Source organism: Halorussus halobius (assembly GCF_004765805.1).
In the GTDB taxonomy this organism is placed as follows: domain Archaea; phylum Halobacteriota; class Halobacteria; order Halobacteriales; family Haladaptataceae; genus Halorussus; species Halorussus halobius.
Genome location: NZ_SBIU01000003.1, coordinates 264,243 through 286,555, shown reverse-complemented (window position 1 = coordinate 286,555; position 22,313 = coordinate 264,243). Strand labels below are relative to the sequence as shown.

At 66.8% G+C, this 22,313-nt stretch carries 28 protein-coding genes; 10 read left to right on the top strand and 18 right to left on the bottom strand.

Translation table 11 applies throughout. The features are described from left to right. Positions 1 to 33: 33 nt before the first annotated feature. A complete protein-coding gene (locus EPL03_RS08195) occupies positions 34 to 777 on the top strand; it encodes a hypothetical protein (protein WP_135828860.1) in 744 nt (247 codons plus the stop codon). A 37-nt stretch (positions 778 to 814) separates the two neighbouring features. Further along, the gene (locus tag EPL03_RS08190; RefSeq protein ID WP_135828859.1) at positions 815 to 1,006 is read left to right on the top strand and encodes a DUF7333 family protein; all 192 of its coding nucleotides are present in this window, start codon (positions 815 to 817) and stop codon (positions 1,004 to 1,006) included. Between the two features lie 48 nt (positions 1,007 to 1,054). On the opposite strand, the gene EPL03_RS08185 is transcribed toward EPL03_RS08190, so the two are convergent. From EPL03_RS08185 to EPL03_RS08150, 7 genes are all read right to left on the bottom strand, one after another. After that, positions 1,055 to 2,023, bottom strand: coding sequence for a transcription initiation factor IIB (locus tag EPL03_RS08185; RefSeq protein ID WP_135828858.1), 969 nt, complete (start codon positions 2,021 to 2,023; stop codon positions 1,055 to 1,057). Positions 2,024 to 2,160: 137 nt separating this feature from the next. After that, positions 2,161 to 3,132: a phosphoadenosine phosphosulfate reductase family protein gene (locus EPL03_RS08180; protein ID WP_135828857.1), complete on the bottom strand. Its 972-nt coding sequence runs from the start codon at positions 3,130 to 3,132 to the stop codon at positions 2,161 to 2,163. A 494-nt stretch (positions 3,133 to 3,626) separates the two neighbouring features. Then, positions 3,627 to 4,208, bottom strand: a complete 582-nt coding sequence (locus tag EPL03_RS08170) for a DUF7110 family protein (protein WP_135828856.1) — start codon at positions 4,206 to 4,208, stop codon at positions 3,627 to 3,629. 109 nt (positions 4,209 to 4,317) lie between these two features. Beyond that, positions 4,318 to 4,659 carry a glutaredoxin family protein gene (locus EPL03_RS08165; protein ID WP_135828855.1) on the bottom strand — a complete coding sequence of 114 codons (342 nt, stop codon included), beginning with the start codon at positions 4,657 to 4,659 and terminating at the stop codon, positions 4,318 to 4,320. A 61-nt stretch (positions 4,660 to 4,720) separates the two neighbouring features. Beyond that, positions 4,721 to 5,365: a transcriptional regulator GfcR gene (gene gfcR / locus EPL03_RS08160; RefSeq protein WP_135828854.1), complete on the bottom strand. Its 645-nt coding sequence runs from the start codon at positions 5,363 to 5,365 to the stop codon at positions 4,721 to 4,723. Next, entirely contained in the window at positions 5,362 to 6,435 is a 1,074-nt protein-coding gene (locus EPL03_RS08155) for a glucose 1-dehydrogenase (protein WP_135828853.1), read from the bottom strand. The genes gfcR and EPL03_RS08155 overlap by 4 nt, the downstream gene beginning before the upstream one ends. Before the next feature lie 100 nt (positions 6,436 to 6,535). Further along, a complete protein-coding gene (locus tag EPL03_RS08150) occupies positions 6,536 to 7,522 on the bottom strand; it encodes an AIR synthase family protein (RefSeq protein WP_135828852.1) in 987 nt (328 codons plus the stop codon). A gap of 113 nt (positions 7,523 to 7,635) precedes the next feature. On the opposite strand from EPL03_RS08150, the gene EPL03_RS08145 reads away from it, so the two are divergent. The 3 genes from EPL03_RS08145 (at position 7,636) to EPL03_RS08135 (ending at position 9,224) form a co-directional block, all read left to right on the top strand. Further along, complete coding sequence (locus EPL03_RS08145; RefSeq protein ID WP_135828851.1) at positions 7,636 to 8,472, top strand: RAD55 family ATPase; 837 nt, start codon at positions 7,636 to 7,638, stop codon at positions 8,470 to 8,472. Positions 8,473 to 8,570: 98 nt separating this feature from the next. After that, positions 8,571 to 8,888, top strand: coding sequence for a MarR family transcriptional regulator (locus EPL03_RS08140; protein WP_135828850.1), 318 nt, complete (start codon positions 8,571 to 8,573; stop codon positions 8,886 to 8,888). Between the two features lie 3 nt (positions 8,889 to 8,891). Beyond that, the gene (locus EPL03_RS08135) at positions 8,892 to 9,224 is read left to right on the top strand and encodes a hypothetical protein (RefSeq protein WP_135828849.1); all 333 of its coding nucleotides are present in this window, start codon (positions 8,892 to 8,894) and stop codon (positions 9,222 to 9,224) included. A 224-nt stretch (positions 9,225 to 9,448) separates the two neighbouring features. Here EPL03_RS08135 and EPL03_RS08130 read toward each other — a convergent pair whose 3' ends face one another. The 3 genes from EPL03_RS08130 to mch all read right to left on the bottom strand — a co-directional run bounded on the left by EPL03_RS08130 (position 9,449) and on the right by mch (position 11,491). Continuing rightward, complete coding sequence (locus EPL03_RS08130; RefSeq protein WP_210424938.1) at positions 9,449 to 9,919, bottom strand: hypothetical protein; 471 nt, start codon at positions 9,917 to 9,919, stop codon at positions 9,449 to 9,451. A gap of 145 nt (positions 9,920 to 10,064) precedes the next feature. Continuing rightward, positions 10,065 to 10,562, bottom strand: a complete 498-nt coding sequence (locus tag EPL03_RS08125; RefSeq protein WP_135828848.1) for a hypothetical protein — start codon at positions 10,560 to 10,562, stop codon at positions 10,065 to 10,067. Next, a complete protein-coding gene (mch, locus tag EPL03_RS08120; protein WP_135828847.1) occupies positions 10,559 to 11,491 on the bottom strand; it encodes a methenyltetrahydromethanopterin cyclohydrolase in 933 nt (310 codons plus the stop codon). The genes EPL03_RS08125 and mch overlap by 4 nt, the downstream gene beginning before the upstream one ends. A gap of 661 nt (positions 11,492 to 12,152) precedes the next feature. Between mch and EPL03_RS08115 the strand changes: the two genes are divergently transcribed. Further along, a complete protein-coding gene (locus EPL03_RS08115; RefSeq protein WP_135828846.1) occupies positions 12,153 to 13,367 on the top strand; it encodes a CaiB/BaiF CoA transferase family protein in 1,215 nt (404 codons plus the stop codon). On the opposite strand, the gene EPL03_RS08110 is transcribed toward EPL03_RS08115, so the two are convergent. Beyond that, complete coding sequence (locus EPL03_RS08110; RefSeq protein ID WP_135828845.1) at positions 13,364 to 13,675, bottom strand: MTH1187 family thiamine-binding protein; 312 nt, start codon at positions 13,673 to 13,675, stop codon at positions 13,364 to 13,366. The two genes, EPL03_RS08115 and EPL03_RS08110, sit on opposite strands and share 4 nt — an antisense overlap. Positions 13,676 to 13,890: 215 nt before the next feature. Here EPL03_RS08110 and rpl7ae point away from each other — a divergent pair, with 215 nt between their 5' ends. From rpl7ae to ndk, 4 genes are read left to right on the top strand one after another with little or no spacing between them, the layout of a single operon-like run. Then, positions 13,891 to 14,253 carry a 50S ribosomal protein L7Ae gene (gene rpl7ae, locus EPL03_RS08105; protein WP_135828844.1) on the top strand — a complete coding sequence of 121 codons (363 nt, stop codon included), beginning with the start codon at positions 13,891 to 13,893 and terminating at the stop codon, positions 14,251 to 14,253. 12 nt (positions 14,254 to 14,265) lie between these two features. Next, positions 14,266 to 14,493, top strand: coding sequence for a 30S ribosomal protein S28e (locus EPL03_RS08100; protein WP_135828843.1), 228 nt, complete (start codon positions 14,266 to 14,268; stop codon positions 14,491 to 14,493). A gap of 3 nt (positions 14,494 to 14,496) precedes the next feature. Next, entirely contained in the window at positions 14,497 to 14,688 is a 192-nt protein-coding gene (locus tag EPL03_RS08095) for a 50S ribosomal protein L24e (RefSeq protein WP_135828842.1), read from the top strand. Further along, the gene (ndk, locus tag EPL03_RS08090) at positions 14,685 to 15,149 is read left to right on the top strand and encodes a nucleoside-diphosphate kinase (RefSeq protein ID WP_135828841.1); all 465 of its coding nucleotides are present in this window, start codon (positions 14,685 to 14,687) and stop codon (positions 15,147 to 15,149) included. The genes EPL03_RS08095 and ndk overlap by 4 nt, the downstream gene beginning before the upstream one ends. A 55-nt stretch (positions 15,150 to 15,204) precedes the next feature. On the opposite strand, the gene EPL03_RS08085 is transcribed toward ndk, so the two are convergent. The 7 genes from EPL03_RS08085 to EPL03_RS08055 form a co-directional block, all read right to left on the bottom strand. Beyond that, on the bottom strand, positions 15,205 to 15,678 hold the full coding sequence (locus EPL03_RS08085; protein WP_135828840.1) for a hypothetical protein: 474 nt from the start codon (positions 15,676 to 15,678) through the stop codon (positions 15,205 to 15,207). 114 nt (positions 15,679 to 15,792) lie between these two features. After that, the gene (locus EPL03_RS08080; RefSeq protein ID WP_135828839.1) at positions 15,793 to 16,872 is read right to left on the bottom strand and encodes a radical SAM/SPASM domain-containing protein; all 1,080 of its coding nucleotides are present in this window, start codon (positions 16,870 to 16,872) and stop codon (positions 15,793 to 15,795) included. Between the two features lie 592 nt (positions 16,873 to 17,464). After that, a complete protein-coding gene (locus EPL03_RS08075; protein ID WP_135828838.1) occupies positions 17,465 to 18,532 on the bottom strand; it encodes a methionine synthase in 1,068 nt (355 codons plus the stop codon). After that, positions 18,529 to 19,527 carry a 5-methyltetrahydropteroyltriglutamate--homocysteine methyltransferase gene (locus tag EPL03_RS08070; RefSeq protein WP_135828837.1) on the bottom strand — a complete coding sequence of 333 codons (999 nt, stop codon included), beginning with the start codon at positions 19,525 to 19,527 and terminating at the stop codon, positions 18,529 to 18,531. Before EPL03_RS08070 ends, EPL03_RS08075 begins: the two co-directional genes overlap by 4 nt. A gap of 130 nt (positions 19,528 to 19,657) precedes the next feature. Then, on the bottom strand, positions 19,658 to 20,242 hold the full coding sequence (locus EPL03_RS08065; protein ID WP_135828836.1) for a HemK2/MTQ2 family protein methyltransferase: 585 nt from the start codon (positions 20,240 to 20,242) through the stop codon (positions 19,658 to 19,660). After that, positions 20,239 to 21,396, bottom strand: a complete 1,158-nt coding sequence (locus tag EPL03_RS08060; protein ID WP_244605223.1) for a mechanosensitive ion channel family protein — start codon at positions 21,394 to 21,396, stop codon at positions 20,239 to 20,241. Before EPL03_RS08060 ends, EPL03_RS08065 begins: the two co-directional genes overlap by 4 nt. After that, the gene (locus EPL03_RS08055; protein ID WP_135828835.1) at positions 21,393 to 22,283 is read right to left on the bottom strand and encodes a 16S ribosomal RNA methyltransferase A; all 891 of its coding nucleotides are present in this window, start codon (positions 22,281 to 22,283) and stop codon (positions 21,393 to 21,395) included. Before EPL03_RS08055 ends, EPL03_RS08060 begins: the two co-directional genes overlap by 4 nt. Between the last annotated feature and the right edge of the window lie 30 nt (positions 22,284 to 22,313).

Sequence of the window (22,313 nt, the reverse complement as noted above, 5' to 3'; positions counted from 1 at the left end):
TTGATAACGGCCGTCACGTATGAAAAAGCGTAGATGCACGGCGGAACCAGCACCACCGGCGTCGTCGGGGCGATCAGATACGACCTGAAACGACTGCACGAGAGCTGGATGGCGCTGTTCTTCCCGCGCCAGCGCGGGACCCAGACCGGCGTCCTCGGCAAGTGGGAGCCGTCGTCGACCACCGGCAAGGTCGCGTATCGAGGGTGGAGCGCGGTCGGGACGCTGGTCGTGGCCCTGCTCTATCCCCTCGCGCTGTTCGGATTCGCGACCCGGTACTACACCCGGAAGATAGACGGGACCGCCACGCGAATCGGCGTTGTCGGGGTCGTCGTCGTCTCGCTTCTGGCGTGGGGCGGGCTGACCGTCCTCGCGCGACTCCGGTTCTCGACGGCGGGCTTCTTCGCGGTCGGCGCGGCCGGCGGAGTCGCCACCCTCTCGGCCGCGCTGGCGTATCTCACCGGCACGCGCGGCGGGCGCGCGAGCACCGTCCTGCTCGCGTACCCGTTCGCCGTGACCGCCGTGTTCTTGCCGCCGGTGGTCGCGGCGCTGTACTCGCCCGCGCTCTCTGACGTCATCTTCCCCAACAGCTACTCGCTCGCGGTGTGGCTGCTGGACAATCCCCTCGACCTCTGGGGCATCAACACGTTCCTGCGCGAGCAGTTCACCCTCGAAGGCGCGAACTACGTGGCGATGTGGTTCGGCCTGTCGGTGCCGATAGGGTGGTTCTTCGGGCTGCTGGTGACGCTGGCCGACGTGGTCCGACCGAAAGGCGAGTAGAGCAACGCTTTTGTCGCTTTCGTCCTCATCCTCCCGCATGGAGTTCGACCTCCCAGTTACCGCCGGAGCACTGCTCGCACTCGTCGTCGTCGGAACGGGCGGACTCGTCGGGATGGACGTCATGGCGACCGACACCGTCCTGATGATGGTGGCCCCGTCGATGCTGGTGTTCGGCCTGATAGCGCTCTTCGTCGGCGTCAAGCACGGCGAGTATCGGGCGACGCGGTAGGGGACGCCGTCCGAACGACGACCCCCCGAAGTCGACGATTCGAGGCCGTCAGCCGGTGAGCCCCATCGCCTCGATCTGTTCCTGGTAGCGGTTGCGGATGGTGACTTCGGTGACCTGGGCGACGTCGGCGACCTCGCGCTGGGTCTTTTTCTCGTTACAGAGCAGCGAGGCGGCGTAGATGGCGGCGGCCGCGTACCCCGTCGGCGACTTGCCCGACAGCAGTCCTTGTTCGGCCGACGTCTCGATGATTTCGTTGGCCTTGGCCTGGACCTCCTCGGGGAGGTCGAGTTCCGAGCAAAAGCGCGGGACGTACTTGGTCGGGTCGACGGGCTTCATCTCCAGGCCGAGTTCCTGGGAGATGTACCGATAGGTGCGGCCGATTTCCTTGCGCTCGACCCGGGAGACGCCCGCGACCTCCTCTAGACTGCGGGGGATGCCCTCTTTGCGGCAGGCGGCGTACAGCGTGGCGGTCGCGACCCCCTCGATGGACCGGCCCCGGATGAGGTCCTCCTTCAACGCCCGCCGGTAGATGACCGACGCCACCTCGCGGACCGACCGAGGCACGCCCAGCGCCGACGCCATGCGGTCGGACTCGCTCAGCGCGAACTGGAGGTTGCGCTCGCCCGCGTCCTTCGTCCGGATGCGGTTCTGCCACTTCCGGAGGCGATTCATCTGGCTGCGCTTTTCCGACGAAAGCGACTGGCCGTAGGCGTCCTTGTCCTTCCAGTCGATGGTGGTGGTCAGCCCCTTGTCGTGCATCGTCTGGGTGGTCGGCGCGCCCACCCGGCTCTTGTTCTGGCGCTCCTGGTGGTTGAACGCCCGCCACTCGGGCCCACGGTCGATGTTCTCGTGTTCGAGCACGAGGCCACACTCCTCGCAGGTGAGTTCGGTCCCGTCCGCGCTCTTGGCGAGCTTGGTCGATTCGCACTCCGGACACTGCTGGGTCTCGCCGCGCTCGCGTTCCTGTTCTTGCTCCGCCCCGCTCTCTCGTTCTGATTGCCGCCGAGTTCTCTCCACATGCTACGTAGACGAGCAAACAGGTATAACGCTTGTCCGTCGCGAACCCCTCGCTGGGCGGACCCCGCTCCGAATCGGGGCCCACGCCTCGAAAGAAGTCACCGCGTGGGGGCCGCCGAGTGCGAAGCCAGGCCGGCTTACATGTAGCCCAGGTCGCGCAGGCGCTCCATCAGGTCCTCCTTGTCCTGGGCGCGACCCGCGCGCTCGGTCGTGTCCTCGAGGTCCTGCAGCCACGCGGGGTCCTCGGTGGTCTTCTCGGTGCTGACCTCGCTCCCCAGCGAGCGGAAGCCGGCGAAGTACTTCGGACTGACGGGGATGTCGTCCTGGGTGAGGCCGTTCGGGAGGTCGTCGGCCCCTTCGGGGACGTAGCCGTCGTCGGGGTAGTCCTCGACGGTGTCGGGGACGACGAAGCCCCAGAAGGCGTCCCACACGGCGCGCTCGTCGAACTGGAGGATGGGCTGGACGCGGTCGTGGGGCGGGTAGATGTCGGGGTCGTGGCGCGGGCTGAAGAACGTCTCGTCGGCCCGGGCCTCCTGTTCGTCCCACCGGACGCCCGAGATGATGCCGTCGATGTCCAGCTCCTCGATGGTGTCGTTGAGCGCGACCGTCTTCAGCAGGTGGTTGCCGACGTAGGTGTCGAGCAGGAACGGGAAGGTGTCCTCCTCGTATTCGAGAATCTCGCGGACGTGGTGCTGGTTGTGGTCGTTCAGCGCGTCGATGGGGATGTCGTCGCCGGGGTCGAGGTCGTTGGCCTCGGCGTACTCGCCCACGTCGTCGTTGCTCGCGTAGACCACGTCGAGGTCCCACTCGTCTTCCCACTTGGCGACGAAGTCGTGAATCTCGTCGAAGTGCTGGAAGTGGTCGATGAAGACCGCGGTCGGGGTCGGCAGGTCGTACTTCTCGGCGACCTCCTTGATGAAGTACAGCGTGAGCGTCGAGTCCTTCCCGCCGGTCCACATCACGGCGGGGTTCTCGTACTCTTCGAGGCCCTTGCGGGTCACTTCGATGGCCTTCTCTATCTTGTGCTCGATGGAGGGGTAGTCCTCGGGGGTCTCGCCCTCGCCGTCGGTGTAGTCGACGTCGACGTAGTTCGGGAAGTCTTCGGGCATCGTTCGTAATTACATCTAATTACCGGCCTAAAGTGCTTTTCGGCTCATCGTCGTGATAGGACGCCCGAGAGTTCGCGTACGGAGCGTCTACTCGACGCTCAGGTGGTATCAGGTAGCACGCGTCGGCGCTCGATGGGTCCGGCCGCGCCGGCGCTGGGAGCGACTTCTCATCGCAGCGAGCCGGCGGCTCGCCCGCGAGCAGTCGTCCCGCGAGCGAACGAACGTGAGCGAGCGGCCCGAGGAACCTTCCACGGAGCGGCGGGGGGGGGGGGGGGGGGGGGGCGCGGGCGGGGGGGGGGGGGGCGGGGGGGGGGGGGGGGCGCGGGCGGGGGGGGCGTGCCCCCCCCCCACCGCGGCGTGCCGGTGGCGGGGGGGGGGGGGGGGGGGCCCCCCCCCCCCCCACGGCTCGGAAGACGCGGTTTGTCTTCCGGTGGTTTTGGGCGAGCTTTTGCATGGGCGGCGCTCCCGCGGGTCGCCCGCAGCAAAAAGGCGTCTTATATGAACTCGTTGTCCCGCCAGTTGACCCCGTTCGACGACGAGCCCGCGGAGTTCGGGCCTTCGACGACCTCGATGGAGGCGGGGCGGTCCTCGCCCTCGACGATGCGGGTCGCTTCGAGTTCCCCGTCGACCTCGGCGATGGCGGTGAGGGTCCCCTTCTCGGCCTGTCGCGCGAGCTCACACAGCACGAGGAACATCGGGTACTGGACGGCCGTGTTCTGGAGCACGGTCTCGCGGTCGCCCTTGAACGCGGCGACCTCGATGAGCTCGCCCAGCGGCTCCTCGTCCTCGTCGATCTCCTCGACGTCGTCGCCCCATCGTGGTCCCTCGCGGCGCTTTTGCTCCTCCTCGGTGTAGACCCGCGTCTCGGAGATGCTGGCCTTGAGCTGGGCGGTCGGCGTGTACTTGCTGATGCTCTCGTCGTCCGACACCGCGCTGATGATGAGCGTGTTCTTCCGCCGGGTGATGTCCACGCTGGCGATCTCGGGCGGGAGGTCGGGGTCGTCCTCGAAGTAGTCGTACACGGTTTCCAGCGGCAGTTCGAGCGTCGAGTGGAGTCGATATACTTGCCCCGTCATCTGTAGGTTACACGCAGGTTCCCGGCTGTCGACACGGTACGCGGTTGTGTAGGCGGTCCGAACATATATGACCTGCTCTTTAGGTCCCGCGTTGGGGAGTCGAAACAACTCACGGCGAGAGGGTGTCGGCGAGTTCGCCGCGTTCGTCTAATTCCCCCAACACGTCGCTCCCGCCGACGAACTCGCCGTCGACGAACGTCTGCGGGATGGTCTCCCACCCGCTGTGGTCTTCGAGCGCGTCCCGGTACGCGTCGAGCGCCTCGAGCACGTCCACGGTCTCGTAGTCGTCGCGGTGCTGGGAGATCAGTTCCAGGGCCTTCTGGGAGTACCCACACTGGGGCATGAGCTCGTTGCCCTTCATGAACAGTACCACGTCGTTGTCCGAGATGGCGGCGTCGACGCGCTCGCGGACCTCCTCGTCGGACAGTTCGCTTCCGGGCTGGAATGTCATACTCTGCGATACGCTGCCGGGCCGCAAAGAAGTTGCGTTACTCCTCGTCGGCCTTCCGTCGTCAGTCCTCGTCGCCCACCCGGACCACGTTGATGAGCGAGTGGACCGGGACGCCCTCCACCTCGTCGACGCCCTGCTTGTCGACCAGCACGCAGCACGCGATCGGCGTGCCGCCCTCCTCGCGGATGGCCTCGACGGTCTCGGTCATGGTGGTCCCGCTGGTGATGGTGTCGTCGACCACGTAGCACTCCCGGTCGCGAATCTGGGCGAAGTTGCGCGAGAAGGTGCCCCCGAGGTCGTCGATGTCGCCTTCCTCCCACTGGTGTTTGCTCGGCGCGTAGGTCCCGAGGTCGGTGTCGAGCTTCCGGGCGACCGACGTCGCGAGAGGCGCGCCCGCCTTCTCGATGCCGATGGTCAGGTCGACCGTCTCGCTTTGCCTGTCGAGCAGGTCGGCCATCGCGGCCGCCACGTGCGAGAGCCGGCTGCTGTCCCGGCCCAGGGCGGACCAGTCGACGTGGATGTCGTGGGGGCCGCCCGAGGGCTCGGGTCTGGGCGGCGCGCGAGCGTCCGCGCCCGCGCCGCTGCGCTCGACCAGCCAGCTGGCGGTCTCGCGCGAGACGTTGAGTTCGTCCGCGATCTCGCCCTTCGACAGCCCCTGTCCGGCCAACTGGGCCGCGCTCTCGATGAGGTCGTCTACGTTCTTCATGTCCGAGAGAATTGTATCGCCGTCTTTATTGCCGTTTCGTCGTCGACAGCCGCGAACGCCGACCCGTACTCGTCGACGTCGTGGACCCCCGTCACGAGGTCGTCGCGGAACCACGCCGGCAGGTCGCCGAGCGTCTCGACGGCGGCCTCGAAGTGGCGGACGTTCGAGTTGACGCTGCCGACCAGCGCCTTGTTGTTCAACACCAGTTCCTCGTGGAGGCGGCCGCCGTCGACCTCGAACGTCCACGGGTCGGGCACGCCCAGCAGGGCTCCGACCCCGCCGGGTGCGAGCGCCTCGACGCACTCGAAGGCGTGTTTGGCGTAGCCGGTGGCCTCGTACACGAGGTCGGTGGGCTCGTGGGCCTCGGGAATCTCGGGCACGGGCGTCTGCCGGGAGTCCACGTAGGTCGCGGCCAGTTCCTCGACGATATCGATGGTCGGGTCCGGCCTGTCGCGCCGACCGAGACAGTAGAGACGGTCGTAGCCCCGCGCGTCGAGCATCGCGAGCGTGAGCAGGCCGAGGCTCCCGTTGCCGAGGACGAGCGCCGACTCGGGCGTCCAGTCGAACGCCGACCGCGAGGCCCCGGCGTGTTCGAGTGCCTTCTCGGTGATGCTGATCGGTTCGACCAGAAAGCCCCACTCCGCGAGGCTCTCGGGCACCCGGACCAGCGACTCGGCCGGGCTGGTGAAGTACTCGGCCATGAAGCCGTGCGCGCCGTCGATGCCCCGCTCGACGCAGGCCTCGGGCGGTGCCATGTCGGGTTCGCCGCGCGCGAAGAACTCGTTGGAGCCCGACTCGGGCGGTCGGCGCACGGTCGGCGCGACCACCTCGCCCGCCTCGAAGCCGGTGTCGCCGGCGTCAACCACCACGCCGACGGCCTCGTGGCCGAGCACGAGGTAGTCCTCGCCCGGCGGAAAGCCGCCGTGACTTCCCGCGAGTACCTCGTGGTCGGTCCCGTCGATGCCGACCCGGAGCGTCCGGACCAGCACCTCGCCCGGCTCGGGGTCGGGTCGGGGTAGCTCGGCGACTTCCGGCGAGGACTCGCCCCGTCGGACGACGATTGCGTCCATGCGAGGGGGTAGGACCGCGAGCGCTAAAAAGATTTATTCTATATCGAGTAAACATTCCCTCTTTCGTGGGGGCGCGCCGACGGTCCCGCCTCCGCCCGCGCTACGTCCAGAGGTCGTAGAGGTCGTCCCGGACCGCGTCGGCGACGACTTCGCCGTCGATCGAGACGCCCGGAGTCGAAGCCGCCGTGGTGGCGGCGTCCCCGCTCTCGTCGGCGACGACTCCGATATCGCTCGCGGGGACGCCAGCCGCGTCCAGCGCGTCGAGCGCCTCGTCGGCGACGCTCTTGGGGACCGTAGCCACCAGTGCGCCCGACCCGAAGATGCGGAGCGGGTCGACGCCCATCGCGTCACAGAGCGCGGCTGTCTCGTCCCGGACCGGAATCGCGCTCTGGTCGACGTCGAGTCGGACCCCCGAGGCGACCGCCACTTCGACGAGGCCGTTCACCAGCCCGCCCTCGGTCGGGTCGTGCATGGCAGTCGCGTACTCGCGGACGGCTGTGGCGTCGGGGACGACGCTTATCTCCTCGAAGAACGACTCGGCGCGGTCGAACAGCTCCGTGGGTAGCTCGACCTCCGCTCGAAAGTCGGTGGCCAGAATCGCGGTGCCCTCGATTCCCGCACCCTTGGTGAGCAGCACGCGGTCGCCGGGTTCGGCCCCGCCGGTCGGGACGTACTCGTCGGCCAGCCCCATCGCGGTCAGCGACACCATCGGACGGTCCAGCGCGGGCGTGTACTCGGAGTGGCCGCCGACGATGGCGACGCCCAGCGACTCGGCCGCCTCGTCCATCTGGCGGGTCAGTACGTCCCGCGTCTCCGGGTCGTCGTCGGGCAGGAACACGACGTTCGTGAGCCACCGGGGGTCGGCCCCCGAGGCCGCCACGTCGTTGCACGCGACGTGGACCGCGAGCGTGCCGAGGCGCTCGCGCGCCAGCGACAGGGGGTCGGAACTGGCGACGAGCAACTGGTCGCCGACCCGCATCGCCGCCGCGTCCTCGCCGTACTCGGGGCCCATCAGCACGTCGTCGTCGTGTGCGCCCGTCCGTTCGAGCACGTCCGCGAGCGCCGCGGGGTCGAGTTTCCCTATCATACGCTCCCCTCGGGGCCCCGACCCCCTAAACGTCGGCGTCTCGGCGCGGGCGGTGGGTCCCCGTAGACGAAAGACCCAAGCACCCCGATTGCGACGCTCCTAGGGAGAAGCGCATGGACCGAGTTCCGTTCGGCGTCTCCCGACTCGACGACATCGTCGGCGGCGGCGCGCCGCCGGGCAGCGTGGTGTTGCTCGCGGGCGAGGCCGGGGCCGGCGCGCGCGAGTTCTGCTACACCGCCGCGACCGTCAACGGACTGGCCCACGGCGACAGCGACAAGTTCGAACTCCACTACGGCGAGGTGTCCGACCGCGCGTCCGTGCCGGAGGAGATACACTACGTCTCGTTCACCGCCAACGGCGACGAACTCCGCCGCGAGATAGAGTTCGCGATGAGCGAGGACATCGTTCGTTCGGGAGTCGAAGCCGTCGACTTCGCCGACTTCAGCCAGGAGTACTTCCAGTTGTCGGCGATTCCCCGCGAGTGGTACACCCACCGAACCCAGTCCATCACCGACCTCGGGAAGGGAAGCGACCGCCGGGACGTGCTCGAGGCGCTCGGCGAGTACCTCAGCCGGCACGCGCCGGGCAACCTGGTCGTCATCGACTCGCTGACCGACCTCGCCCGCGCGCCCAACGAGCATCTCGACTGGAGCGACATCAGTCTGCTCGTCAAGGGCCTCCAGAAGGCCTCGCGGGCGTGGGACGGCCTCATCCTCGTGCTGGTCAACCAGGAGGCGATGACCGACGAGCACATGGGGAGCCTGATGGGCGCGGCCGACGGCACCATCGCCTTCGAGTGGGAGACCGGCGGCAACGAGCGCGACCGCATCATGTTCGTCCGGGACTTCCGGGGCGTGCTGTCCCGACTGGAGGCCGAGGACATCATCCGGTTCGAGACCGAGATTCACGAGGGCGGGTTCGACATCAGCAACGTGCGGAAGATTCGGTGATGGGATTGTAGCTCGTCTCGGGTTTCTCGACGCAGAATCCGTTACAGGATGTTACGCCGTGCGTTGCACTTATTACACTCTATTACAGTCTATTACACATGCCGATCAGAATCGACCAGTTCGACGAGGGCCCGCCCGAAATCCTCGACCTCCAAGAGGGAACCAACGCCTACCGCGTGATCCAGTTCCTCGCCGAGAACGACCAGCAGGCGTTCACCCAGACCGAGATTCACGAGGCGACCAGTATCAAGCGAGGGAGCGTCGGCGCGGTGCTGTCACGTCTCGAAGACCGGGGTCTCGTCCGCCATCGCGGTCGATACTGGGCCATCGGCGAGGACGACCACCTCGCCTCGTACGCGGCCCAGACGCAGGCCAGTTCAGCATCCACGAACGACGATTACTACGACGAGGAGTAATCGATGACGTACGAACGAGGGGCCGTCGTGAAGGGCCCGGATTTGCTCGCCGACCACGACTATCGGCCATACGTCTGTCTAAGTGACGACGCCCATCCGTTCAGTGATGAGGAGGCACTTTACGCCGCAGTCACGACGACCCGGCGTGGGGTTGCCATCCCGCTCGCTCGTGCCGACTTCGAAAGTGGTGGGCTTCCACGAGAGAGCTACGTCAACCCATGGACCGTCGTCCCCATCCGCCACGCCGACATCTATGGCGAAGAAGGCCGTTTAGTTGAACCGACGACAGCCAAAATCGCACGGGAAGCAGCTGGATACCTCGGCGTCGAAAGATGACGGAGGTCCACGGCTGTAGGTTCGACATCAGCAACGTGCGGAAGATTCGGTGAGCGACTATCGGTTCAGAATCGGAGCCTGTTAGTCTTCGCTGTCCCCGTCACCGCCGGTAACCTTCTCGATGGCTTTGGAGACGAGCTCCGAACCCTTCCCGCTCTTCTGCCCGTTTTCTTCGGCTTTCTTCCGGCTCTCGGCACTCATATCCGAACGTACGCCTTTTAGCGTTAAATAACTACGGCTACGACGGCCGTGCCGATACCGAGGACCAACGTGGCCTGCGTAGCAGTCAACCAGCGCGAGTTGCGCCGTATGTCGTCGTAATTCTCGGCGATCATTCCTGCCATCGTTTTTAGCAAGTCTTCCTCCCACGGCGAATCGGAAAAGTCGTCCTCGGCGAGGTCTTCGATGTAATCACCTTGCGGGCCCACGTAGAGATTCGATTCGTTGTAGGTGATGACGCCGAATACCGTCGAGCCGACGAGCAGTCCGAACCCTGCCATGAGCATGGCGTCGTGGAACATATCCGGTGCGAGTTGAAGCCCCGTTACCAGCAACCCGAGCAGAACAGCGTTCAACCGGACGGTCCGCATCGCCTTGTCATCGATATCAGTCATCGTGGCGTTCTGCGCGTCGATGACCGCCCGTGCTTCGGTGTACGTGGTTTCCCGTCGCTTGTCGGTCCACTCGTCGGCCACGCTCGTAACTGACTCTCTATCGGCAAAAACAGTTAGGGTATAGTCAGTAATAATAACAAATTTGCCAAACTTCTTCAGGTTATCAGGGGGCTACCGAGGGATACGACAAGCTGCCGAACAGATGTATCGAAACGATTCCACAGGATTACTCAAATTGTTCGACCGCGTACTTCCCGTCGGCTTCCGCCACCAACCCCAACAGCACCGCCCACTCCAACAGATTCTCCACGCGCTCGCGCCAGATTTCCTCCCACGAGTTCGGATTCTTGTGATGCTCCCACGTCGGCACCTCGTCGCGGAACGCCTCGAACGCCGCGTGGACGGAAATCGGTTCCGCCGCCCCGTTCAGAACCTCCACCAGCGCCGGCACGCCGAACACGTGTTCGCGGAACCGCTCGCGCAGAAACTCGGGGTCGGGGTCGCGGCGAGTCCGCGCGAACCCCGAGGTCGTCTCCTCGGCCAGCCCCAGCGCGCGGAGGAAGGTCAGCCACGTCCGGGCCTGGTCGCGGCTCGTCAGGTCGGTCCGGTCGAGCATGCGGGCACAGCAGTCGTCCTCGGTGCCCGGCACGAGCGGGACCGCGCGCTGGGCGTCGGCCACGAAGTCGAGGTCCGCGGGCGGTTCGGGGACCAGTTTGAACTTCATCGCCCGAAGCTCTCGGCGAGCAGGTCCTCGTCGCACTCGCCCACGACGTGGGTGTCGCCGCCGACGACGTCTATCGTCGCTTGCGCGGGCGCGAACACGCTCTCGTCGACCTCGTAGAAGTCCCAGTCGACCGATTCGAATATCTCGGCGAAGTGGGTGCCGTACTCGTCGTTGGCGGTCGAGACGATTTCGCCGAAGCGGTCGAACTCCTCGCGGACCGTGAGGTGGACTCGCCCGCCGTAGGCCAGCGCGTCGTTGGTCCGCGCGATGGCGGTCTCCTCGTCGCCGGCCACGGGTGCGACCGGTGCCGTGCCCGACACGCTCACCACGTCCAGCGGGTCGTAGCCCAGTTCCGCGAGCCGGAACGTCGCCATCTCGGCCGCGCGGGCGGCCACGCTCACGCTTCCCGCGACGCTGGCGGTCGGCACCGCCAGCAGGAAGACGCTGGACGGTTCGACGCCAGCGAGGTCGGCGACCTGCTCGGCGACCGCGTCGGTGGGGTAGTCGTCGCTCTCGACCGCCAGCACCGCGAACTCCGAGACGTCCTCGTAGCCCACGCGGGCGAACTCGTCTTCCTCGGCGACGAGCGCGCGGGCGGGACCGCTCCCCAGTCCCTCGAAGTCGTCGGTGCTGACCTCCCAACTCGACTTCTGGGAGCACAGCAGCGCCAGCGCGGGGTGGTCGGTGGTCAACTCGACCTGCTGGCGGGGCGTGCCCGCGACCTCGCCCATCCGGGACTGGACGGTGGCGAGGCCGGCGGTCTGCATCTCGGCCAGCAGGAGTCCGGCCTCGACCCCGCCGTCGAACTCGTGGCCGAAGTCGATGACGGTGGCACCGGTGTCCAACTCGCGCGCGCCCACGTCGAGTTCCTCGGCGAAGTCCAGCGCCTCGTCCGCGAGTTCGAGCGCGTTCCGATTGAGACTGTCCATGCCGAGGGGTTGGGCGTCGGGCGGTAAACCGTTTATCAGTCGGCGCGAGGATGGAGGACCGGAGTGTACGCTGGTCTTCACATCCGATTGCGGTCGGCGCGCGCTGGCGCGCTCTCTTGTGAGCGCGCCACCTCGTGCGAGGTCGTCGGGAGCGAAGCGACGGACTGCTCGGCGGACGCGGTTTGTCCGCCGGTGGCTGAGGACCGCAGCAACGCGAGGACCGCAAGCGGTTGGGGAGGACGAGGTGCCGTGCTGTGCGGTTGCGGTGCGGTTTCACATCGGTCGAGGCAGTAGCTAGCTTGACACGCCCGAAAACGGATAGAGCGAGAAAGAAGCTAGCTACTGCCTCGACCGATGAGAACCGCAACCGCACCGCGACCGCGAGCCTCACGCCTCCCCAGCCTCGGCGAGCGCCTGAACGCGCTCGCCTCCCTCGCACGCGTTGGCGTGACCACTGACGGGTCACGCCAGCGCGCGCCGGAGTGTCGTTGCAGTGAGCGCACCGGGATGCTGTCTCAGTGGGCCTGTAGAGATGGTGTTGCAGTGGGCGTGCCGAAGTGCAGTCGCAGCGAGCGCGTCGAGGTGCTGTTTCCGCGAGTGCGCCGAGAAGGTTCCCTCTTGAGGCGGAACAAATAGTAGTCCGAGAGTTCTCCGTGCCACCATGACCGACGAGCGCATCCTCTCGGACGTGACCGTGCTGGACCTCACCACGTTCGTCACCGGCGGGTTCTGCACGCTGATGCTGGCGAATCAGGGCGCGGACGTCGTGAAGGTCGAGCGGCCGGGCGTCGGCGACGACAACCGCCACGCCGGACCGCCGTTCGTCGACGGCGAGTCGCCGTACTTCTGGACGGTCAACTACGACAAGCGCTCGGTCGAACTCGATTTGACCACCGAGGCGGGCCGCGAGGCGCTGTACTACCTCGCCGAGGAGGCCGACGTGTTCGTCCAGAACTACCGGCCCGGCACCGCCGAGACGCTGGGCGTCGACGACGGGACCATCCGCGAGTGCAACGAGGAAATCATCTACTGCGCCATCTCGGCGTTCGGCCAGACCGGCCCGTGGCGCGAGCGGCCGGGCTACGACCTGCTCGTCCAGGGGATGAGCGGCATCATGAGCGTGACGGGCGAGGCCGACGGTCGCCCGGTCAAAGTCGGGCTTCCCCAGACCGACCTCATCACGGGAATGTGGGCCGCCTTCGGCATCGTGAACGCCCTCTACGAGCGCGAGCGGACCGGCGCGGGCGAGTACATCGACCTCGGGATGTTGGACGCCGCGCTGCCGTGGCTGACCAAGCAGGCCGGCAGGGTGTTCGCGGGCGAGCGCCCCGAGCGCATGGGCACCAAAGACCCCGTACTCGCGCCGTACCAGACCTACGAGACCGCGGACGGCTACCTCAACGTGGCCTGTCTCAACCAGAAGCTCTGGCGGGCGTTCTGCGGGGCCATCGGACGCCCCGACCTCCCCGAGGACCCGCGATACGAGACCAACGCCGACCGGGTCGAACACATGGACGACCTCGAAGCCGAAATCGAGGCCGAACTCGCGGGGAAGACGACCGACGAGTGGATGGCGATTTTAGTCGAGGACGCGGGCGTCCCCGCCGGCCCGGTGTACGAGGTCGAGGACGCGCTCTCGAACCCGCAGGTCGAGGCCCGCGGCAGCGTGACCGAACTCGACGCCGGCGACGAGCGCGGCACGATTCCCGTCGTCGAGCATCCCCTGCAGTTCCGCGAGGCCGAGAGCGGCTTCCGGTCGCCGCCGCCGCGACTCGGCGAGCACAACCGCGACGTGTTGCGGGAGTTCGGTTACTCGGCGGCCGAAATCGACGACCTCGCGGCGGCGGGCGCGTTCGGCGACGACGAGCGGGACTAGCGCTCTCGCTTGGCCGGCCGGCCCAGCGACTCCTCGACCGCGTCGACCTTCTCGCGTGCGCGTTGCTCGCGCGCACGCTTGTCGTCTATCTTGAGGAACGTGCTCACGCGGTCGCCGTCGACCGCCTCGTGAGCGGCACGGGCCGCCGCGAACAGCTCCTCGGTCGAGTCGGCCTCGATCACCGTCCCCATCGGATTAGTCTCGTACGAGACGTCGAAGTCGTCCAGGGCGGCGACCGCGTTCGCCACTTCGTCGGCCATGCTGTCTTCGATTACCGGTGCGACGCTCAGGAGCGCGACTACCGTCATGACGAGCGGTGAGACGACCCCCGCGTCCTTCGTCGTTTCGTCCCACCGCCCTGCCCGTGTCTCCGGTTCCCACGCCGTCGTAGCATTTGAAAGCGCTTTTAAGGGGTGACGAACTACCCAAGGGTACGACCTGCGCGCGGTTGATGATGCTCCTAGCCGCACAGGATTCGACCGGCAGGGGAGCCTGAGCCGACGCGCGGGGAGGTGAACAACCTATGCCAGTGTACGTAAACTTCGACGTCCCAGCCGACCTTCAGGACCGCGCCGTCGAGGCGCTCGAGGTCGCCCGAGACACCGGAACCGTGAAGAAAGGAACCAACGAGACGACCAAGGCCGTCGAGCGCGGCAACGCCGACCTCGTCTACATCGCCGAGGACGTCCAGCCCGAGGAGATCGTGATGCACCTCCCCGAGCTGGCCGACGAGAAGGGCATCCCCTTCGTCTTCGTCGAGACCCAGGACGACATCGGCCACGCCGCCGGCCTCGAAGTCGGAAGCGCCGCCGCCGCCGTCACCGACGCCGGCGAGGCCGAGGACGACGTCGAGGACGTCGCCGACAAGGTCGAGGAACTTCGATAAGGTGGTCCAGTCATGAGCGCAGAGGAATCCGAAGAAGGAGGCTCCACGCCCGCCGAAGTGATCGAGATCGTCGGCAAGACGGGGATGCACGGCGAGGCCATGCAGGTCAAGTGCCGCATCCGCGAGGGCGAGAACCAGGGCCGCATCATCACGCGGAACTGCCTCGGCCCCGTCCGCGAGGGCGACGTGTTGCAACTGCGCGAGACAGCCCGCGAAGCCGACTCCATCGGAGGTCAGTGACCGATGCCCCAGACCAGAGCGTGTGACTTTTGCGGGTCGGACATCGAGCCCGGCACCGGCACGATGTACGTCCGCACCGACGGTAGCACGGTCCACTTCTGCTCGGCCAAGTGCGAGAAGAACGCCGACCTCGACCGCGAACCGCGCGACCTCGAGTGGACCGAGGAAGGAGGCAGTGAGGAGGGCGAGCGATGAGCGAGACCGAGCGTACCTTCGTGATGGTCAAGCCCGACGGGGTCCAGCGCGGCCTCATCGGCGAAATCGTCGGCCGACTGGAGGAGCGCGGCCTCAAGATGGTCGCCGGCAAGTTCATGCAGATGGACGAGGAACTCGCCCACGACCACTACGGCGAACACGAGGGCAAGCCCTTCTTCGAGGGGCTCGTCGAGTTCATCACCTCCGGCCCGGTCTTCGCCATGGTGTGGGAGGGTCAGGACGCGACCCGGCAGGTCCGCAAGATGATGGGCGAGACCGACCCCGCCGAGTCCGCGCCCGGCACCATCCGGGGCGACTACGGCCTCGACCTCGGCCGGAACGTCATCCACGGCTCCGACCACGAGGACGAGGGCGCCAACGAGCGCGAGATCGACCTGTTCTTCGACGAGGCGGAACTGGTCGACTACGAGCGCGTCGACGAGCAGTGGCTCTACGAGTAGCGTAGCGACGCAGTTTCACTTTTCGTTCGCGGGAAAAGTCGAACGTTGTGACTCCTCAGACACCGCTTATGCTGACTTGAACTTCAACGACGACGGTCGCGTGGACCGTACACACCGTGAAGGTGCAGATCATCGCCTGCTGTCCGAATCCTTCGTCGGCGAGGTTGATTTCGTCCCGGTCGGCTTGACGGAACGCCGAGCGAAGCTCGGTCAGCATCTGGAGTTCGTCGGCGGTGAATTCGCAGTCGGCAGCGGCGGATTCGAGTTCCTCTGTGTCGTCTAGGACATCGACGTCGAAGTCGTCGGCGTCGAACTCCAGTGACCTCATCGACTCGATGTCCTCGTCGGTCACGACCTGGTCGAACTCGATCTCCTCGAGGTGGTCCTCGGTGGGTTCGGCGTCGAGATACGCCTGCGCGTTGATCGTCTGTACCGTCTCGACGTCGAGGTCAGTGTTGAACTCGCTGTCTTGATACGCGGCACTGTCCGTGTGATCGATTCGTGCAGCGGCTTGAACGGCGTCTGCCATACGACACCTCTCTTCGCCCGGGCATATAAATTTTTATGAGATATTGATAAAATATAATTCGCTAGACACCTGTTGACGGCACAGTACCACCGTGAATCAGTAATCGGTTCGGGCCTACGCGGAGAGGAACTCCGTGTCCTCGCTGTCGGTTTCGCGGACCTCCGCGAGATGGTTCAACACCTCTTCACGGTTCTCCATCAGTGACCCGACCCGTTTTTGTACGGCGTCGTTGAGCAGGATGTCGTCGCGGACGAGTTCTTCCTGATTCTCCCGGATGTACTCGAAGAGGTCTTCGCGGTGTGCGCCGAGCAGGTCGCCACAGGCGTGGCAGATGTTGGCGTAATCCGTGTCGTTGTCGACATCGAGTCGGTCGATGAGTTCGACCGGGCCGACCTCGTGGATGAGCCAGTAGATGAGGTTCCCCTTACCGCGCTCGACGATGTCGGCCAGCGGTTCCTCGTGGAGGCTTCCCATGGTGAGGTCGGGATAGTAGAACATCGCGTGGCCACAACAGGACTTGACGGTCCCGTCCGGGTGGACCGACAGGGTGTTCATCACGTCGGTACATCCTCGGTCGATCTCGTTGATTGCGGCCACGTTCGCGGTGTCGAGTTGCGCCCCCGACCCGAGCGGCGCGGCGACGTCCTCGATGAGCGTCACGTCGCGGCGCTGTTCGACGGGCGTGTCGAGTCGTTCGTCGACGAGCGACTCGATTCGCTCGCGGTCGTACTCCGGGTCTTCGTCCCCGACGACGCACGCGACCGCGACCGTCATGTCGCGCTCGACGCTCGCTTCCACGAGGTTCACGATGTTCTCGACCGCCATGTAGTCCGTGTGGAAGTCGTCGTAGCTCGTGTTCAACTCGTCGAGACCGGCCTCGACCAGTTCGTCGACCATCTCGCGGGCGCTCGCCATGTCGTGGGCCCACCAGCCGTTCGACACGATCCGAGTCAGATACCCCTTCTCGGAAGCGCGCTCGATGGACTCGAGCAGTCGCTCCTTGTGGAGGGTCACCTCGCCGCCGGTGAACACGACCTGTTGGAGCGAGTCGACGTCGTCCAACTGCTCGAAGACCGAATCCAGGAAGTCCTCTTCCATCTCGAATTCGGTCTCGGGACTGCTCCCGACGCTACAGTGGTCGCAGGCGAAGTTACACTTGTAGTCGAGAAACACCGAGAGTCGGACGGGTTGCATCTATTTGCACCCCTCCGTTTCGCCTCGTTGCTGTCGGGTCGACGCCCCACCGAAACCGTCGGTCGCACCGTTCCTCTCCGTACCTGATGGCATACAAATACCGTATAAAATAAAGGCACGTAAACTTTATTGATTGATGTGGTACTGGAATATTTTCGTCTCCCGATGCCGTCCGCGGCCGGCGCGCGGGGCCTCCGCTAGCAGAGCCGTTCGCGTGCGTTCCGACACCGGACAGCGGGTATCCAGCAAACTCGCGCGCCCTGCAACGGCGGTTTTAGGTCACGGGCCAGTCGACCGCGTTGGGTCCTGCAATTCTCACGGGACTGTCCGCGTTCGGGGCGTGTAGAGCGCGGGTGACCACCGGTACGCGACGCTCGCTCGCCGTCACAAAACTTCAAGTACGAAAGCGCGGCCAAGTCGGGTCGTGACCTGAGCCGGGCCGGGACGCGTTCGCGGTCGCGCGGCGCGCGACGTTCCGGATGCGAGTCGCCCCGTGAGGCGGGGCCGAACGGCACCGCCGCGAGACGCCTCGACCGCCACGCGCGCCGCCTGTCAGCCCCTCCGAGCGCCATCACCGGTCACAGCCGGTCGGTCAGTCGTCGGCGGTCGCAGCCGACCGGTCGACGTCTATCTCACCGGCGTCGAGCGCCTGCTCGACCTCCCGCGCGGCACGCACGAGGTTCGCCATCTTCTCGTAGGCCACCTCGCGCGGGAGGAGCTTGACGCCACAGTCCGGACTGACCGTCAACTGCTCGGGCGGCACCACCTCGAGTCCCTTCCGGATGTTGCGCTTTATCCGCTCGACCGATTCCACGTCGGCGTCGTGAGCGTCGACGACCCCGAGCGCGAGGTCGGCGGTGAACTCCGGCTCCCGGAACACGTCGAGTTGGTCGTAGTCGCCGTTGGCGAGTTCGAGGTCGAACTCGTCGACCGGGAACTCCAGAATCTCCGGGTAGATGCGCGAGTAGTCGCCGTAACAGACGTGTAGCCCGATTCGCACGTCGTCGGGGATGTCCGCGGCGATGCGTTCGAGGCAGTCGCCGACGATGGCGTGGTCGTCGGGCGTCGTCGCCAGCGCGGGCTCGTCGATCTGGACGTAGCGCGCGCCCGCCTCGACCAGCTTCTCGACCTCCGTGTTCACGAGGTCCGCGAGGTCGCGGGCCAGCGCCTCGGTGTCGTCGTACGCCTCGTTGAAGCTCCAGTTCGCGAGGGTGTACGGCCCCGTGATGGGCACCTTCACCGGGCGGTCGGCGACGCTCGCGGTGAACTCGTACTCGTCGACCAGCCACGTCTCGTCGTAGGTCACGTCCGAGACGACCGACGGCTTGTCGAAGGTGTTGTGGCCCCACACCTTCACGGGCCCGTTGAACTCGTAGCCCCCGATGCGGTGGGCGAAGTACTCGACCATCTCGTTGCGGCGCATCTCGCCGTCGACCACCACGTCGAGGCCGGCGCGCTCGTGTTCGTCGGTGATGAGTCGGGCCGCGTCGTCTTTGGCCTCCTGCCACGCGTCCGCGTCGAAATCCGCCTCGTCGTCCTCGTAGAGGTCGCGGGCCCGGTCGACCCACTTCGGTTTGGGGTACGAACCGACGACGGTCGTCAACAGGAAGTGGTCGTTGGGATGTCCTTCGGGACGGAACTGCTCGCGGTTCGAGGTCATGCCGTCACCTCCGCGATGTCGGTCGCCTCGCCCAGCGCGGCGAGTTTCTCCTCGAACGTCGAGTACGGCAGGTAGAACAGTTCGGTGTTCGGCGTCAGGTAGACGGTCTCGAAGTCGGCAGCGGGCGTGTTCTCTTCCAGCCAGTCGGCGCGCTCGGCGATCTGCTCGGCGTCCTCGACCAGCGTGTTCTGGCCGTCGACGACCCCGGCCGCGATGGACTCCTTGGTGCCGTACTCGTTGATGTTGTAGAGGTTGTCCTCGTGGTTCGCCACGAAGTCGTAGCCCAGTGCGTCGACGTCGGCGTCGAGCAGATGGGCGTGGACCCTCTCGTCGAGCGCGCCCCAGTAGGTGTGGACCACCACGTCGGTCCCGGGCCCGGCGGCGTTCGCAACCGCGTCGACCGCCTCGCTGGCCCGTTCGTCTTCACCCTCTACGGGCGGGTTCTCGACCAGCGAGGGTTCGAGCACGAACAGCGTCTCCACCTCGGGGAACGCTTCTACTTCGCTCGCGAGGAAGTCGGCGACCGCGTCGAGGAAGTCGGCGTCGTCGCCGTAGAACTCGTCGGTGGCGAGGTCCGCGAGCGAGTACGGACCGGGAACGACGGCCTGCAGGTCTCCGCGGTCGGCCGCAGCGTCGAGTTCGCGCGCGACGTCACCGTCGAACCCGAGTTCGTCGGTCACCACGGGCTCGCGGTAGAAGTTGTTGTTGTCGTAGTAGCGGACGATACCCCGGGTCTCGACGGCGTCGTGGACGGCCAGCGGGTGGGCAAGCATGTCGTCCCACCGGAGTTGACCCTCGACCACGCGGTCAAGCCCCGCGTCGACCTGTCGGTCGAGGACCTCCGCGCGGGCCTCCTCGTAGGCCCCGGTGATTGCCTCGCCCTCGTCGCCGTCGACGAGGTCGTGCTTTTGGTGGCCCTTGAGGTCCGCGAGGTCCGACTTCGCCCAGTCCGGAAGCGGGAACACTCCCACCGTCGTCGCGACGCGCTCTGTCATGTGACTCGACCTATGGAATGCTGGTGCTTAATATTTTCTCCTTAGGAAATAACCTTCAATCATAGGCCCGTGGTACCACGCCACACTCGTCGCTCGCGGGCGGTCGCCGACTCCGCCGGGCCCGCCCCGGTCAGCGAACCAGCTTCAGCACGGTCAGCGTCTCGAAGGGGAACGACTCGTCGCGGAGCGCGACCGCCGCGAACCCCTCCGAGCCGGCGCGCTCGGCCACCTCGTCGACGCCCGCGAGGCTGCTGACCAGCAGGTAGACGACGCCGTCCTCGGCCAGTACGCGGCTCACTTCGGCGAGGAAGGGTTCGACGACCGCACGACCGTCCTCGCCGCCCGACAGTGCGACCGCCATCCAGTCGTCGCGCTCGGTGCCCGGGTCGGTCGGCAGGTAGGGCGGGTTGAACAGGACGGCGTCGAAGGCCCCCTCACGGAAAGGGTCGAGGAGGTCGGCTCTGACCGTTTCTACCCCCCGCTGGCTGGCCTGCTCGCAAGCGTGGGGATTCACGTCCGAGCCGAGGACGCGCGCGCCGGTCTCCTCGGCGACCCGCTCGGCGACGTAGCCCGACCCGGTGCCGACCTCCAGTACGAGGTCGGCCGTGGCGTCCCCATGCAGGTCGGCTATCGCGGCGTCGGCGAGCAGGCCCGAGTCCTCGGCGGGCTGGTAGACCTCGGTCTCGGCGTCCCGGCGGTCGGCGAGGTCGGTCACTCGCTGCCCACCTCGTCGCCCTCCGAGAGCCCGCCGTCGGCGGTCGCCGTTCGTGCGACCGGTTCGTCGGCTAACCGGAAGCCGCCCGACTCCTCGCGCCCGGCGAGTTCCCGCTGCGGGAACGGTATCTTGACGCCCTCGCGGTCGAACGCGGTCTTGACGGCTTGGATGACGGCGGTGCGGGCGCGCCACCGCCGCCGAGCGCTGGGCTTGTCGATCCAGACGCGAAGACCGAGAAGTATCGAGGAGTCGCCGAACTGCTTGACGACGACCTTGGGTGCCGGGACCTTCATTATCTCGTCGAGGTCCTTGGTCGCGTCCTTGGCGAGTTCGGCCGCGGCCTCGACGTCGGCCTCGTAGTCGACGCCGACCTCGACCTCGATGCGGAGCCGGCCCTTGCGGCTCTTGTTGAGTATCTTCCGCCCGCTCACGATGTCGTTGGGAATCATCACGTACTCGCCGTCGAACGTCTGGATTCGGGTGTTGACGACCGAGATGTCCGTGACGATTCCCTCCTCGTCGGCGATTTCGACCCAGTCGCCGATCTCGAACGGCCGGGAGAACATCAGCACGAATCCCGCGAGCAGCGACCCCAGCGTCTGACGGGCGGCCATACCGACCACGATGCCGAGGAACCCGGCCCCGACCAGCAGGCCGCTGAGGTCCACGTCCCACATCCCGAGGATGATGGCCAGCGCGATGACGTACACCGTCACCTGCGAGACGCGGTAGACGATCTCGCTCTGGTGTTCGGTGATGGTGTCGTGGTCCTCGACGATTCTGTCGATGGCCCGCCCGACGGCTCCGTTGGCCACGTACGCGCCCCCGAGTACGAGCAGCGCCACGAGAACCGTGAACCCCTGTTCGATGACGCCGTTGAACTCGGCGAGCGTCCGGGCGACATCGCCGTCGACGCCCCAGAGAACGAGGAGCGCGAACGTCGCGCCGAGCATGACGAGTCCGACCGCGCCGGCGTAGGCCACGTTCGCGACGTTGTCGGGGAATCGCTCGCGGAGGCGGCGGCGGCCGTAGCGAGCGGCGACGACCCCGCCGCCGATGACGAGCACGACGAGCGCCGTCACGGCCAGTCGCAGGTCGGTCGCCGTGAACCCCGCCAGTCGGTCGACCAGACCGGCGAACGTCCCGGCGCTCACCCGGACTCACCTCCGAGGCCGTACTCGGCCGCCGCGCTCGCCAGCCCCGCGAACGTCTCGGGCGGGAGGTCACCGGCGCGCCGGCCCAGCACGTCCGGGTCGACGTCCGTCCGGCCCTCGGCGACGGCGTCGACGACCGCGTCGGCGTCGTCCAGCCCCGAGATGTGGGCGGTGTTCCGGACGGCGTTCCGGACGGTCTTCCGACGCTGGGTGAACACGGCCTTGACGAACCCGAGGAAGAACGCCTCGTCGTCGACCTCGTAGTCGGGGGTCCGTGGCGTCGTTCGGACGACCGCGCTCTCGACCGGCGGCGGCGGCGAGAACGCCTCTTTCGGGACGGGTTCGACCACCTCGACGTCGGCGTAGTGCTGGGCGCTCACCGAGAGCCGACCGTAGTCGTCGGTCGCAGGGTCGGCCGCCATCCGGTCGGCGAACTCCCGCTGGAACATCAACACCAGCGGTCGCCCGCGCGGCAGGAGCCGGAACGCGAGCTCGCTGGAGACGCCGTACGGCAGGTTCGAGACCGAGGCGGTGAACTCGGGGAACTCGACGTCGAGCGCGTCGCCCTCGAGTACGGTCAGTCGGTCGGCTGCAATCTCGTCGGCGAACTCCCCGCGCAGGAACGCAGCGAGGTCCGGGTCGCGCTCGACTGCGGTCACGCGGTCGGCCACTCCGAGCAGTCGGTCGGTCAGCGCGCCGGTCCCGGGGCCGATCTCGAGGACGTGCGAGCGGTCGGCGTCGGTCGGGAGGTACCCCGGCAAGCGGTCGAGCACCCGGTCGTCCACGAGGAAGTGCTGGTCGCGGTCGGGGTCCCCTCGGACGCCCGCGCGCCGGAGCAGGGCGTCGGGGTCCCGGCGGCGACCCTCGCGAGGGTGCGAGTCGGTCATGTGGTCCCGAGTAGCGACCGGAGGGGCCTA

What these genes read in the sequence shown, in the direction of transcription:
- rpl7ae (WP_135828844.1), top strand. Translation starts at nt 13,891, where the DNA reads ATGCCAGTGTACGTAAACTTCGACGTCCCAGCCGACCTTCAGGACCGC.
- EPL03_RS08135 (WP_135828849.1), top strand. Translation starts at nt 8,892, where the DNA reads ATGACGTACGAACGAGGGGCCGTCGTGAAGGGCCCGGATTTGCTCGCC.
- mch (WP_135828847.1), bottom strand. Translation starts at nt 11,491, where the DNA reads ATGGACAGTCTCAATCGGAACGCGCTCGAACTCGCGGACGAGGCGCTG.
- gfcR (WP_135828854.1), bottom strand. Translation starts at nt 5,365, where the DNA reads ATGAAGAACGTAGACGACCTCATCGAGAGCGCGGCCCAGTTGGCCGGA.
- EPL03_RS08100 (WP_135828843.1), top strand. Translation starts at nt 14,266, where the DNA reads ATGAGCGCAGAGGAATCCGAAGAAGGAGGCTCCACGCCCGCCGAAGTG.
- EPL03_RS08070 (WP_135828837.1), bottom strand. Translation starts at nt 19,527, where the DNA reads ATGACAGAGCGCGTCGCGACGACGGTGGGAGTGTTCCCGCTTCCGGAC.
- EPL03_RS08155 (WP_135828853.1), bottom strand. Translation starts at nt 6,435, where the DNA reads ATGGACGCAATCGTCGTCCGACGGGGCGAGTCCTCGCCGGAAGTCGCC.
- EPL03_RS08085 (WP_135828840.1), bottom strand. Translation starts at nt 15,678, where the DNA reads ATGGCAGACGCCGTTCAAGCCGCTGCACGAATCGATCACACGGACAGT.
- EPL03_RS08140 (WP_135828850.1), top strand. Translation starts at nt 8,571, where the DNA reads ATGCCGATCAGAATCGACCAGTTCGACGAGGGCCCGCCCGAAATCCTC.
- EPL03_RS08080 (WP_135828839.1), bottom strand. Translation starts at nt 16,872, where the DNA reads ATGCAACCCGTCCGACTCTCGGTGTTTCTCGACTACAAGTGTAACTTC.
- EPL03_RS08195 (WP_135828860.1), top strand. Translation starts at nt 34, where the DNA reads ATGCACGGCGGAACCAGCACCACCGGCGTCGTCGGGGCGATCAGATAC.
- EPL03_RS08125 (WP_135828848.1), bottom strand. Translation starts at nt 10,562, where the DNA reads ATGAAGTTCAAACTGGTCCCCGAACCGCCCGCGGACCTCGACTTCGTG.
- EPL03_RS08075 (WP_135828838.1), bottom strand. Translation starts at nt 18,532, where the DNA reads ATGACCTCGAACCGCGAGCAGTTCCGTCCCGAAGGACATCCCAACGAC.
- EPL03_RS08110 (WP_135828845.1), bottom strand. Translation starts at nt 13,675, where the DNA reads ATGACGGTAGTCGCGCTCCTGAGCGTCGCACCGGTAATCGAAGACAGC.
- ndk (WP_135828841.1), top strand. Translation starts at nt 14,685, where the DNA reads ATGAGCGAGACCGAGCGTACCTTCGTGATGGTCAAGCCCGACGGGGTC.
- EPL03_RS08180 (WP_135828857.1), bottom strand. Translation starts at nt 3,132, where the DNA reads ATGCCCGAAGACTTCCCGAACTACGTCGACGTCGACTACACCGACGGC.
- EPL03_RS08170 (WP_135828856.1), bottom strand. Translation starts at nt 4,208, where the DNA reads ATGACGGGGCAAGTATATCGACTCCACTCGACGCTCGAACTGCCGCTG.
- EPL03_RS08145 (WP_135828851.1), top strand. Translation starts at nt 7,636, where the DNA reads ATGGACCGAGTTCCGTTCGGCGTCTCCCGACTCGACGACATCGTCGGC.
- EPL03_RS08115 (WP_135828846.1), top strand. Translation starts at nt 12,153, where the DNA reads ATGACCGACGAGCGCATCCTCTCGGACGTGACCGTGCTGGACCTCACC.
- EPL03_RS08165 (WP_135828855.1), bottom strand. Translation starts at nt 4,659, where the DNA reads ATGACATTCCAGCCCGGAAGCGAACTGTCCGACGAGGAGGTCCGCGAG.
- EPL03_RS08055 (WP_135828835.1), bottom strand. Translation starts at nt 22,283, where the DNA reads ATGACCGACTCGCACCCTCGCGAGGGTCGCCGCCGGGACCCCGACGCC.
- EPL03_RS08190 (WP_135828859.1), top strand. Translation starts at nt 815, where the DNA reads ATGGAGTTCGACCTCCCAGTTACCGCCGGAGCACTGCTCGCACTCGTC.
- EPL03_RS08150 (WP_135828852.1), bottom strand. Translation starts at nt 7,522, where the DNA reads ATGATAGGGAAACTCGACCCCGCGGCGCTCGCGGACGTGCTCGAACGG.
- EPL03_RS08095 (WP_135828842.1), top strand. Translation starts at nt 14,497, where the DNA reads ATGCCCCAGACCAGAGCGTGTGACTTTTGCGGGTCGGACATCGAGCCC.